The sequence below is a fragment of the Mesorhizobium sp. LNJC394B00 genome, from assembly GCF_000502555.1.
In the GTDB taxonomy this organism is placed as follows: domain Bacteria; phylum Pseudomonadota; class Alphaproteobacteria; order Rhizobiales; family Rhizobiaceae; genus Mesorhizobium.
In genome coordinates this window covers 186,298-199,014 of the sequence record NZ_AYWH01000007.1, presented here as the reverse complement: position 1 = coordinate 199,014, position 12,717 = coordinate 186,298, and the positions used below count along the sequence as shown (strand labels likewise).

General features: G+C 64.2%; 8 protein-coding genes. All 8 read right to left on the bottom strand.

Going from position 1 to position 12,717, the window contains the following annotated elements; genetic code table 11:
• Positions 1 to 27: 27 nt before the first annotated feature.
• The 8 genes from X751_RS142555 to X751_RS142590 all read right to left on the bottom strand — a co-directional run bounded on the left by X751_RS142555 (position 28) and on the right by X751_RS142590 (position 12,716).
• Entirely contained in the window at positions 28 to 1,737 is a 1,710-nt protein-coding gene (locus X751_RS142555) for an APC family permease (RefSeq protein ID WP_023668560.1), read from the bottom strand.
• A gap of 306 nt (positions 1,738 to 2,043) precedes the next feature.
• Positions 2,044 to 4,413, bottom strand: coding sequence for an aminomethyltransferase family protein (locus X751_RS142560; RefSeq protein ID WP_023745547.1), 2,370 nt, complete (start codon positions 4,411 to 4,413; stop codon positions 2,044 to 2,046).
• A gap of 255 nt (positions 4,414 to 4,668) precedes the next feature.
• Positions 4,669 to 5,295 (bottom strand): sarcosine oxidase subunit gamma family protein, encoded by a 627-nt coding sequence (locus tag X751_RS142565; RefSeq protein WP_031247176.1) that lies wholly within the window; start codon positions 5,293 to 5,295, stop codon positions 4,669 to 4,671.
• Complete coding sequence (locus tag X751_RS142570; protein ID WP_023704838.1) at positions 5,288 to 8,269, bottom strand: sarcosine oxidase subunit alpha; 2,982 nt, start codon at positions 8,267 to 8,269, stop codon at positions 5,288 to 5,290. The genes X751_RS142565 and X751_RS142570 overlap by 8 nt, the downstream gene beginning before the upstream one ends.
• Before the next feature lie 199 nt (positions 8,270 to 8,468).
• Positions 8,469 to 8,744: a sarcosine oxidase subunit delta gene (locus X751_RS142575; protein WP_023704839.1), complete on the bottom strand. Its 276-nt coding sequence runs from the start codon at positions 8,742 to 8,744 to the stop codon at positions 8,469 to 8,471.
• 15 nt (positions 8,745 to 8,759) lie between these two features.
• Complete coding sequence (locus X751_RS142580) at positions 8,760 to 10,013, bottom strand: sarcosine oxidase subunit beta family protein (protein ID WP_023745545.1); 1,254 nt, start codon at positions 10,011 to 10,013, stop codon at positions 8,760 to 8,762.
• Between the two features lie 36 nt (positions 10,014 to 10,049).
• Complete coding sequence (gene glnT, locus X751_RS142585) at positions 10,050 to 11,357, bottom strand: type III glutamate--ammonia ligase (protein WP_023668553.1); 1,308 nt, start codon at positions 11,355 to 11,357, stop codon at positions 10,050 to 10,052.
• A 30-nt stretch (positions 11,358 to 11,387) separates the two neighbouring features.
• Complete coding sequence (locus X751_RS142590; protein ID WP_023687061.1) at positions 11,388 to 12,716, bottom strand: FMN-binding glutamate synthase family protein; 1,329 nt, start codon at positions 12,714 to 12,716, stop codon at positions 11,388 to 11,390.
• Between the last annotated feature and the right edge of the window lies 1 nt (position 12,717).

Below are 12,717 nucleotides of genomic sequence, written 5' to 3'. Positions count from 1 at the left end.
GCGCCCATTCTTTTCAAGCCATCACTATCAGATGACGAAGTACCAGTTGGCGAGCAGCATCACGACCAGGCCGGCGACCAGCGTCAGGTAGGGCAGCATGCCTGCCTTTTTGACCGAGAGGTCTGCGCCCGCCATGCCGAGGTCGGCCAGCATGTGGTCGGGGAACTTGCCCTTGTCCTGGACGTAGTGCCGGTAGCAGAACACCGGGATGATCAAGGCGGCTGTGATCAGGCCGGCCCAGAGCGCCATCGGGTTCCACACCTTGGCGCCGGCGCCCATGAAGATGGCGTTTACATAGGCGAAGATGGCGCCGAGGCCGAGCAGCCAGCTCGGCGCCTTCCAAGGCCGGTTGATGTGGCCGTTGTCGATGCGGTGGATCCAGCCGGCATTGAGGTTGAGGAAGTTGAAGATGATGTAGCCGCAGTTCGACACGGCGAGGATGAAGAAGAAGCTCGTCGCGTCGGCCGAGGCGATGGCCAGCACGATCAGGTTGAAGACGAGATCGGTCCACATGGCGCGCGTCGGCGCGCCATGCTCGTTGACGTGGCTGAGATAGCGCGGCAGCCAGCCATCGACCGAGCCCTGGTAGAGCGTGCGCGACGAGCCGGCCATTGCCGTCATGATGCACAGCACCAGCGCCAGGATCATCAGCATCACCAAGAGGCTGTGGATCAATGCGCCACCCCCGACCATGCCGGCCAGTGCATCGGCAACACCGGAGCCGTCGACGATCGGCGTCGCCAGCATGCCGTTGAGGCCCAGCACGCCCTGGAAGGTGAAGGGCACCAGGATGAACAGAAGCATGCAGAGCAGGCCGGAATAGAAGATCGCCTTGAACGTGTCGGTGCCGGGGTTTTTGAACTCCGATGTGTAGCAGACGGCAGTCTCGAAACCATAGGTCGACCACGCCGCGATGAACATGCCGCCCAGCACCAGCGTCCAGCCAGCAATGTTCCACGAGCCGGGCTCCGGCGCGTAAGCCGCCGCCAGCGGCACCAGCGGCGAAAAGTTCGCCCAGTTGATCTGGCCGGTGACGATCGGCACGACACCGACGATCAGCATCGGGATGATGACCAGCAGGCCGATATACTTCTGCACATTGGCGGTGCCGAGAATGCCGCGATGCTGGATCGAGAAGATGATCAGCATCAGCACCGCGCCGATGAAGAAAGTGGCATTGAGGGTGAAGGAGACAGGACCCAGCGTGTGGCTGAACAGCGTCCAGTTGCGGATCGCCGGCGTGGCCGCCGCGGTCACCGCGGCGATGGCGTCGGCAGGCACCGTTCCGGCATGCGCCGCGATATAGGCGACGACGTCCGGCGACGCCTCGGTGAACAGCGGCACCGGCGCCAGCGCGTTGAGAATATAGGCGGCGGCGATCGAGCAGCCCAGCGACAGCACCGGCGACCAGGCGAACCAGTTGCACCACACCGACAGCGGCGCGATGAACTTGGAATAACGCAGCCAGGCGGTGGCGCCGTAGATCGAGGCGCCGCCCGACTTGTTCGGGAACAGGCCGGCGATCTCGGCATAGGTGAAGGATTGCAGGAAGCCCATGATCATGGAAGCGATCCAGATCCCAAAGGCCAGCGTTCCGGTCGTGCCGGCAATGCCGCCGATCGAAAACAGGACAAGGGCAGGAACGCCGCTCGCCACCCAGAAGGCGCCGCGCCAGTCGATGTTGCGGAGCAGCTTGCCTTCAGCAGGCTGCTCCAGGGCAGTGGTAATCGTGCTCATCTGTCTGAATTCCCCATTTTGTGTTCCCGGCCGGTGATGCCTCGGCTTCGCGAAGCTTGTTCCCCGGTACATGACCGCACGACTCCAGTGTTTCCACTCAGTCGTATTTTTTTCTTAACAGTGAAGATTGATCCGGCGCGCTTTCACGTCAAGTGATTTGTGGCGCCGTGCACATCACGGTTGCGAAACGCTCGCTTTGTCCTTCTCCCCTTGTGGGGTGAGAAGCGGTCCGCGGTAGCGGACGGAAAGCCAATTGCTTTCGAGCTTCGAACGCCCTGAGCCTGCGAAGGGCCGGGGGTGCAACCCTCAGGATCGCGGCCTGGTCTTTTGCGGATCGTAGTGAGCGAAGGCCACCACCCGCGCCGGCAGCCGCTTGGCATGACCGTCGAGCTTGCCGATCTCCACCTCTGTGCCGATTGCCGCGTGGGTGACGTCAAGCCTCGCCAGAGCGATGTTTTTGTTCAGCACCGGCGAGCGCATGCCCGAGGTGACGACACCGATCTGGGCGCGGCCGATATGGACGCAATCCCCATGGCCGACCGCGACATTGCTGTCGATGTCGAGGCCGACGAGCTTGTGCTGCGGATGTTCCTTGCGCCTTATCAGCGCCTCGCGGCCTATGAAATCGTCGGTCTTGGTCTTCAACGGCACGGTGAAACCAATGCCCGCCTCGAACGGGTCGGTCTGGTCGGAGAATTCGTAACCGGCGAAGATCAGCCCGGCTTCGATGCGCACCATGTCGAGTGCCTGCAGGCCCATCGGCTTCAGCCCGTGCGGCTGGCCGGCCTCCCAGATGGCATCGAACACTTTTTCGGCGTCGCGTGGGTGGCACCAGATTTCGTAGCCGAGCTCGCCGGTATAACCGGTGCGCGACACCACGACCGGAATGCCATTGCCGCCGCCGATGCGCGCGACAGCGAAGCGGAACCATTCGAGTTCGTCGATCGACGGTTGCAGCGGCGAGGTCCAGACCACCTCTCGCAAAATGTCACGGCTCTTCGGCCCTTGGACAGCGACATTGTGCATCTGGTCGGTGGACGAGCGCACCAGCACTTTGAGGCCGAGTTTTCTGGCGGTGTCGCGCAGCCATTCGCCGGACAGGTCATCGCCGCCGACCCAGCGGAAATTGTCCTTGCCGAGCCGCAGCAGCGTCCCGTCGTCGATCATTCCGCCATGCTCGTAGCACATGGCGGAATAGACGACCTGGCCGACGCCGAGCTTCTTGACGTCGCGGGTCAACGTGTATTGCAGCAGCGCTTCGGAATCGGGACCGGTGACCTCGAACTTGCGCAGCGGCGACAGGTCCATGATCACCGCGTCCTGCCGGCAGGCCCAGTACTCGGCGATCGGCCCCTCTTTGGCGAAAGAATTGGCCAGCCAATAACCCCGGTATTCCACGAAGTTGCGGGTGTGCTTGGCGAAGCTGGAATGGAAGGCGGTCTCGCGGGTCATTTTCGGTTCCGAATCGGGCGTCATGCGTCTGGCGATCGCTCGCGAGAATTTGTGCTGGCCGGAATAGGTTCGCACATGGATGTCGGTCGGGTTCCAGCCATTGGCCGGTGTCGTGTCGTCGGGACAGGCGGAGGAGACGCAGACAACGTCGGTGAGCGCCCTGAGCAGCACATAGTCACCCGCCCGCGACCACGGCTCGTCCGACACCATCACGCCATGGGCGTCGATCGCCGTGTTGAAGAAGAAGTTGATCGCCATCCAGCCGGCACGGGGCGTCACACCCTTGTCGGCCAGCGCGCGATTGAAATTCTCCGAGCAGTTGGTGTGGCCGGGATAGCCGATGTCGTCGTAATATTTGGCCGCACACGCGAGCGCGAAGGCGTCATGCCGGCCGCACGTGTCCTGGATAACCTCGACCAGCGGCTCCATGTCCTGGTCGTAATATTTCGAGTGAAGGCCGGGCATCGGGTAGCTCGACCCCATCAGCGTGCGCGTGGTCGTTACGTCGAGCGGATGGTCCAGCCCCTTGTCCAGCTTGCGCGCCGAGAAGCACTGGAAATCGGTGCACTGGCGGCCGTCGACATCGATGATCTGCAGGTAGTCGCCCGCCTTGACGAAATAGGGTTCGGCTGTCGCCGAATGGACGCGCAGATCGAGCACCGGATCGGCAAGCGGATCGGCCAGCTGCGACTTTGTCTTCAGGCGCACGGTGGCGCGGCGCACCATGACGGTGAGCGGCGTTGCCGTGTCGTGGCCGTCGACCAGCATCGGCCCGCTAGGCGCTGCAATCAGCAAGCCGCCATCGCGCGCGACGGTGAAGGCCTGCTCGGTGCCTGCCGGCGTGGCGCCGCCGAAGACGCGCACCGCCTTGGCCTGGTCAAGCTGCACCTGGCGGCGCTCGAGTCCGCGGCGCACGGAAGCGAGGCTATCGTCGCCCTCGGCCAATAGCGCCTTGATCCCGGCGGCATTGCTATTGGACTTTTCGCCGAAGATGGCGGGGTCGGTGGCGCCTGACTTGTCCCAGGCCAAAAGCTCGCAGGCCTGGCCGCCCTCGACATTGCGGATGGCAAATGTATCGCCGGCCTCGATATCGATCAGCACCGCGCCGTTACCGGGGGCCGCATACCGCTCCATGCCCGGCGGCAGCGCGATCTGGCCGGGCCGCAGGATGAGGCTTGGCCGGGGCGGCCCGGCTGTCACTGAAGGGTAGGGCGACTGGCTCATCTCAGCCTTGCGGTTCGAGAAACAAGTTTGCCTGTGTGTAAAATTACTTTAGCTGCAAGAATAGCAGCGCAGTTGCGTTTGGCAAGGCTGGCTCCCCCTTCTCCCTCTGTGGGAGAAGGTGTCGCCGCAGGCGACGGATGAGGGGTGTTCCAGCGGTGAGACGTTGGCGTACCCTGGAACACCCCTCATCCGTCTCGGCACTAACGCGCCGATCTTCCTTCTCCCACAAGGGGAGAAGGAAGAAGCGCACAAGCGCTACGCCAAATCCTCGGAATGCCCGATCTCGATACCATACTCCGCCGCCGAATCCAGCATCGTGTGCCACAGACTTTCAGCAAATGTCGCAAACATCAGCACGTTGAACACCGCCTGCCCATCCGGCCGGTCATTCCCGCGCCAGAGCGTGACGCTGGTGTGATCCATCGAGGTCGCGGCAGCCGCCCCAACCAGAAATGCATCGGGATGCAGATCGATCGACGACAGCTTGCCCAGCATCGCCCGCGCCTTGGTACCGGAGATACTGATCAGCACTCGCGCATGCGACTGGTCCGATAGCGAAGCGGAAGACGCGAACGTCTGGGCGAGTGCTTCAGTCCCATGCTTGCCGCCCTTCAACAGCACGAAGAACTGGTCCGGTCCCGACCAGATCAGCGTCGCATCCGAAGTCTGCACCGCCTTGGGTGTCTCAGGAGCCGCAACACCGAAGCTTGCCTTCGCAGCGTTGGCCAAATCTCCCGCCTTGCCGCGCCGCGCCATCACCTGGATCAGGTCGAAATTGCGGATTTCGGTCAGCAACACGCCGACATTGCCGTTCGCGCCGTAAGGCCCGACAACAAGTGCCCGCTCGAGCGGGCTACGAACATCCCAGGAAAAATCAGCCACGCTGGCGCCCTCCATCGGGATCGTAGAAGACGGGATTGCAGAGCTCGACATCATAGTCTTCACCGCGCAGCGGATCATGCGCGTGGACGATCTCGCCGATGCGTTCGCGGCCGCGCTCGACAAGGCCGAGACCGATCCACTGGTCGAGCGTCGGCGAGAAGCAGACCGAGGTGACGTAGCCTTGGTCGTTATCAGGCCCGGGCGTCTGGCCCTTCGGGATGATGTGCGCGCCGGAGCGCAGGCGGCGCGCCTTGTCGATCGGCTTGATGCCGACCACGACCTGCCGGTCCGGCGCCACCAGCGCCTCGCGGCCGGCCATGACGCGACCGATGAAATCCTTCTTGGTCGACATCATCTTGCCGAGGCCGAGATCGGCGGCGGTCGTCATGCCGCTCAGTTCCGGTCCGGCGACATGGCCCTTTTCAACGCGCATGACGCCGAGGGCTTCTGTGCCATACGGCGTCACGCCGAACGGTTTTCCCGCCAGCATCAAATTGCGTGCCATCGCTTCACCGTAACGCGCCGGCACCGAAATCTCGAACGCCATCTCGCCGGAGAAGGAGATGCGGAACAGCCGCGCCTTGATGCCGCCGCGCAAAGCGACTTCGCGCACGCCCATGAAGGGAAAACCTTCGTTCGAAAGGTCCTCGGCAGGGTCGACGATTTCCTTCAACAGGTCTCGCGTCCTTGGCCCGGCAATCGAGAACTGCGCCCACTGGTCGGAGACCGAGGTCAGTTGCACGTCGAGTTCGGGGAATAGCACCTGCCGGCAGAATTCGAGATGCTGCATCACCAGCCCGGCCTTCGCCGTGGTCGTGGTGAGGAAATAATGGTCCTCGGCCAGCCGCGAGGTCGTGCCGTCATCATAGACGAGGCCGTCCTCGCGCAGCATCAGCCCGTAGCGGGCTTTTCCCACGGCAAGGTTTGAGAAGGTGTTGATGTAGACGCGGTCGAGGAAGGCGCCGGCATCGGGGCCGTGCACATCGATCTTGCCCAGCGTCGAGACATCGCAGAAGCCGACGCCCGAGCGCACCGCCTTGACCTCGCGGGTGACCGATTCCAGCCAGTCCTTCTCGCCCGCGCGCGGATACCATTGCGCGCGCTTCCACAGGCCGGTGTCGACAAAGATCGCGCCTTGTTCGGCCGCCCAGTGATGCGACGGCGTCAGCCGCGTCGCATGGAAATTTTCGTCGCGATGGTGGCCGGCAAAGGCGCCGATGGCGACCGGCACGTACGGCGGGCGATAGATGGTCGTGCCGGTCTCGGGAATGGATTTGCCCGACACCGCCGCCATGATGGCGAGGCCGGCGACATTGGACGTCTTGCCCTGGTCGGTCGCCATGCCGAGCGTGGTGTAGCGCTTCAGATGCTCGACCGATTCAAAACCCTCGCGCTGCGCCAGCTCGATGTCGGACGCGGTGACGTCATGCTGCTGGTCTACAAAGGCCTTGCCTTTGCCGGCGACGTGCCAGAGCGGGGTCAGTGAGAAGGACTCGTCGCCGGCAACAGCTGCAGAGCCCGGATTGCCATTGCGTCCCGCGTCCCGCGCCGCTGCGGCGCCGGCCTCGAAACCTGCGCGCAGGCAGGCGCCTAGCCCGAAGTCGCCGTTAGCCGCACCTGCGGCGACCATACCGGGCGGCGCGCCGTCCGGCACGAAGGCGGCGATGTCGTCTCGCCATTTCGGCCGGCCGCGATGGTAAGAGGTGAGCCCGACCGCCGGATTCCAGCCGCCGGAAACGGCAAGCCCGTCGGCCTCGACCTCGGCGCGCGCGCCGCCGGTCAGCGACACCGCTATTTTTCTTACGCCGTCCTTGCCGCCGTCGACGCCGCTGACCGAACCATGCAGCACGGTGAAGCCGTTCCTGGAGGCGAGGGAACGATGGGCAGGCGAGACGTCAGTCCGCGCATCGATCACCGCCGCGACCTGCAGTCCGGCTGTGAGCGCGGTCTCGACCGTGCGCCAGCCATCCTCATTGTTGGTGAACAGCGCAACACGCTTTGCCGGCGTCGCGGCATAACGCGCGACATAGGTCCGCATCGCCGACGCCATCATCACGCCGGGCGTATCGTTGCCGGCAAAGACGATGGGACGCTCGATCGCGCCTGCAGCCACAACACAGCGCTTGGCCACGATGCGCCACAGCCGCTGTCGCACCTGATGCTCGGGCGGAACCGGCAGATGATCGTTGACGCGTTCGATCGCGCCATAGGTGCCGCCGTCATAGACGCCGAACAGCGTCGTGCGCGTCATGATGCGAACGTCAGGCATTGAGCTGAGTTCGGCCAGTGTGCGCGACAGCCACTCCGCGGCCGGCAGACCGTCGATCGTGCCGCCATCCGACAACAGACGGCCGCCGGGCGCAAAATCTTCTTCGCACAGGATGACGCGCGCACCGCTGCGGCCTGCAGCGAGTGCGGCGGCGAGACCGGCCGGACCGGAGCCGGCGATCACCACATCGCAATGCGCCCAGGCCTTGTCGTAGTGATCCGGATCGGGGGTGACCGCCGCGCGACCCAGACCCGCGGCGCGTCGGATCGCCGGCTCGTAGACCATTTCCCAGAATTTTGCCGGCCACATGAAGGTCTTGTAGTAGAAGCCGGCGACGAAGATCGGTGCGAACAGCTGGTTCACCGACATCACATCGTGGCGCAGCGAGGGCCAGCGGTTCTGGCTTGCCGCTTCGAGGCCTTCATACAGTTCGGCCGTCGTGGCCTTGGTGTTGGCCTCGCGCCGTGCGCCGGTGCGCAGTTCGACCAGCGCGTTGGGTTCTTCCGAGCCCGCAGTCAGAATGCCGCGCGGACGATGGTATTTGAACGAGCGGCCGACCAGCTTGACGCCATTGGCGACCAGCGCCGACGCCAGCGTGTCGCCCTGGAAGCCGGAAAATGTCATGCCGTCGAAGCGGAAGGTGAGGGGGGTGGAACGGTCGATGAGACCGCCGGATGTGAGACGATGGGATTGGCTGGAACTCACGATGGCCGGCCTCTCATCGATCCAATGCCAGGCGGGACCGTCGCGCTCTTCACCCTCCCCCTTGTGGGGAGGGTCGCTGCGCAGCAGCGGGGTGGGGGTGCGGCACCGACCCCCACCCGGACCTGCGGTCCGACCTCCCCACAAGGGGGAGGTAGGGGGCTGGCGCTTTTCGCGACGGCTACGATTTCGACAGGATAGCTCATTTCGCCACCTGCCTCGCACCAGCCCCCGCCGCCGGTTCCACCGCCGAGATCTCGTGCGTCAGCGTGTTGCGGGTGACCTTCAGCCAGGCCCGGCAGCCACCGCCGTGATACCAGTTCTCAGCCATCACGCCGGCGACATTGTCGCGCAGATAGACGTAGTCGTAGACAGCATCCTCGCCGGCACCCGCCGCCGGCCGTACAGGCTTGGCATCGCCGAGATAGCTGAACTCGCCGAGTTCGCGTTCGCCGCAGAAAGGACAGGTGATACGCATCTTGTTCCGGCCGCCTCAATGCAGGTTCGGTTGGGCGCCTTGGCCCTTTTCGTCGATCATGGCGCCGCGCTGGAAGCGGTCGAGCGGAAACAGCGCCGCCTCCTTGTGCGTTTCGTCACGCGCCAGAAGATGGGCAAAGACGAAGCCCGATCCCGGCGTCGCCTTGAAGCCGCCATAGCACCAGCCGGCATTGAGGTAGAGCCCGTCGACCGGCGTCTTGTCGATGATCGGCGAGCCATCCATCGACATGTCCATGATGCCGCCCCACTGGCGCAGAAGCCGCACGCGGCCGATCATCGGGATCAGCGCCATGCCGCCCTCGCAGACATCTTCCATGACAGGCAGATTGCCGCGCTGGGCGTAGGAATTATAGCCGTCGATGTCGCCGCCGAAGACCAGCCCGCCCTTGTCGGACTGGCTGACATAGAAATGCCCGGCGCCGAAGGTCATGACGCCAGGAATGAGCGGCTTGATCGCCTCCGAGACGAAAGCTTGCAGCACATGGCTTTCGATCGGCAGGCGCATGCCCGCCATCGCTGCGACACGCGACGATGACCCGGCGACTGCCATGCCGACCTTGCCGGCGCCGATCTTGCCGCGCGACGTCTCGACGCCAGTCACCTTGCCGTTGCCGTCCCGGACAAAGCCGGTGACCTCGCAGTTCTGGATGATGTCGACGCCGAGTTCGCTCGCCGCATGGGCATAGCCCCAGACCACCGCGTCATGCCGCGCGGTGCCGCCGCGGCGCTGCAGGAGGCCGCCCTGCACGGGAAAGCGCGCATGGTCGAAATTCAGGAACGGCAGCATCTTCTTCAGCGCCGCCTGGTCGAGCAGTTCGGCATCGATGCCATTGATGCGCATGGTGTTGCCGCGCCGCGCATAAGCGTCGCGCTGCGCATCGGAATGATAGAGGTTGAGGACGCCGCGCTGGCTGACCATGGCGTTATAGTTGAGGTCCTGCTCCATCCGCTCCCAAAGCTTCATCGAAAGCTCGTAGAAGCCGGTATTGCCGGGCAGGCCGTAATTGGAACGGATGATGGTGGTGTTGCGGCCGGCATTGCCGGAGCCGATCCAGCCCTTTTCCAGCACGGCGACGTTTCTGATGCCGAACTCGCTGGCGAGGAACCAGGCGGTGGCGAGCCCATGGCCGCCGCCGCCGATGATCACCACATCGTAGTGGTCCTTGGGCGCCGCATCGCGCCAGGTGCGCTGCCAATTCTTGTGGCCGGAAAGGGCAGCACGGGCGAGCGAGAAGATCGAATATTTCATCAGGTCATTCCGAGGTCGCTCGCACAGCGGGGACGATTATATGTCCAGCGTGTGGTCGCGCTCCCATTGCGTGAAGTGCGAAGCATAGGAATTCCATTCCTGGTGCTTCAGCTTTAGATAAGCCGACGAGAATTCCTCACCCAGCGCCGCCTTGAGCGATTTGTCCTTGTCGTATTCGCGAAGCGCGTCGAGCAGATTGAGCGGCAGCTTCGGCGCGCCTTTCACCGTGTGGCCGTTCTGGTACATGTCGATGTCGTAGCGCTTGCCGGGATCGGCCTTGGAGCGGATGCCGTCGAGACCGGCGGCAATGATGACGGCCTGCAGCAGATAAGGGTTTGCGGCGCCGTCCGGCAACCGCAGCTCGAAGCGGCCGGGGCCGGGCACGCGCACCATGTGGGTGCGGTTGTTTCCGGTCCAGGTCACCGTGTTCGGAGCCCAGGTGGCGCCCGAAATGGTGCGCGGCGCGTTGATGCGTTTGTAGGAGTTCACCGTCGGGTTGGTGATGGCGGCCAGCGCCGAGGCATGTTTCATGATGCCGCCGAGGAAATTCTTGCCCTTGGCCGACAGGCCGAGCTCCATCGCATTATCGGCAAAGACGTTGACCTTGCCGGCCTTGTCCCACACCGAAATATGGGCGTGGCAGCCATTGCCGGTCAGGCCCTGGAAGGGCTTCGGCATGAAGGTCGCGCGCAGGCCGTGCTTTTCCGCTACCGACTTGACCATAAACTTGAAGAACGAGTGCTTGTCGGCGGTCGCCAGCACATCGTCGAAGGCCCAGTTCATCTCGAACTGGCCGTTGGCGTCTTCATGGTCATTCTGGTAGGGGCTCCAGCCCAGCGCCAGCATGTGGTCGCAAATCTCGGCGATGACATCGTAACGGCGCATCACCGCTTGCTGGTCGTAGCAAGGCTTCGATGCGGTGTCGTATTTGTCGGAGATGACACTGCCGTCTGGCGAGATCAGGAAGAACTCGGCCTCGACGCCGGTCTTGACATGCATGCCGTCGGTGGCGGCTTCCGCGATCAGCCGGCGCAGCGTGTTGCGCGGCGCCTGCTCGACCTCCTTGTCGTCCATGATGCAGTTGGCGGCGACCCAGGCGACATCGGGCTTCCACGGCAGCTGGATCACCGAATCCGGATCCGGCACCGCCAGCATATCAGGATGCGCCGGCGTGAGGTCGAGCCAAGTGGCGAAACCGGCGAAGCCGGCGCCGTCCTTCTGCATGTCGGCGATCGCCTGCGCCGGCACCAGCTTGGCGCGCTGGCCGCCGAACAGGTCGGTGTAGGAAATCATGAAATATTTGACGCCGTTCTCTTTGGCGAATGCGGCGAGATCGTTCCCCATTATAGTTCCTCGCTTATTTTGATGTGTTTTTTAGAAGCCGTTTTTCCCCGGTATCCAGTTGGTGCCGGCCAGCGGCACGCCAGCCATGGCGGCGGCTTCGATGGTGAGGGCTACGAGATCCTCGGGCTCGAGATTGTGCAGGCTGTTCTTGCCGCAGGCACGCGCAATGGTCTGCGCCTCCAGCGTTATCACCTTGAGGTAGTTCGCCAGCCGCCGTCCGGCGGCGATCGGATCGACCCGCTTCATCAGTTCGGGGTCCTGCGTGGTGATGCCCGCGGGGTCGCGACCCTCGTGCCAGTCGTCATAGGCGCCGGCGGTGGTGCCGAGCGCATTGTATTCGGCCTCCCAGCGCGGGTCGTTGTCGCCGAGCGCGACGAGCGCTGCCGTGCCGATCGACACCGCGTCGACGCCGAGCGCCAGCGCCTTGGCGACGTCGGCGCCATTGCGGATGCCGCCCGACACGATCAGCTGCACCTTGCGGTGCATGCCGAGATCCTGCAGCGCCTGCACCGCCGGCCTGATGCAGGCAAGCGTCGGCTGGCCGACATTTTCGATGAATACTTCCTGGGTGGCCGCCGTGCCGCCCTGCATGCCGTCGACGACGACGACATCGGCGCCGGCCTTCACCGCAAGTGCTGTGTCGTAATAGGGGCGGGCGCCGCCGACCTTGACGTAGATCGGCTTTTCCCAGTCGGTGATCTCGCGCAGCTCGAGGATCTTGATCTCGAGATCGTCCGGCCCGGTCCAGTCGGGATGGCGTGAGGCCGAGCGCTGGTCGATGCCCTTCGGCAGCGTGCGCATTTCGGCGACGCGGTCGGAAATCTTTTGTCCCAACAGCATGCCGCCGCCGCCGGGCTTGGCGCCCTGGCCGACAACGACTTCGATGGCGTCGGCACGGCGCAAATCCCTGGGGTTCATGCCGTAGCGTGACGGCAGGTACTGGTAGACCAGTTGCTTGGAATGGCCGCGCTCTTCCTCGGTCATGCCGCCGTCGCCCGTGGTGGTCGACGTGCCTGAGAGCGTAGCGCCACGGCCGAGCGCTTCCTTGGCCGGGCCGGACAGCGACCCGAAGCTCATGCCGGCAACGGTGATCGGGATTTTCAGCTCGATCGGCTTCTTGGCATAGCGCGAGCCCAGCACGACCGACGTGTCGCACCGCTCGCGATAGCCTTCCAGCGGATAGCGCGAGATCGAGGCGCCGAGGAACAAAAGGTCGTCGAAATGCGGCAGCTTGCGCTTGGCCCCGGCGCCCCTGATGTCATAGATGCCGGTCGCCGCGGCGCGGCGGATTTCGGAAAGCGTGTAGTCGTCGAAGGTCGCGGATTTGCGCGGCGTCGTCGGCGGGTTCTTGTAGGTCATG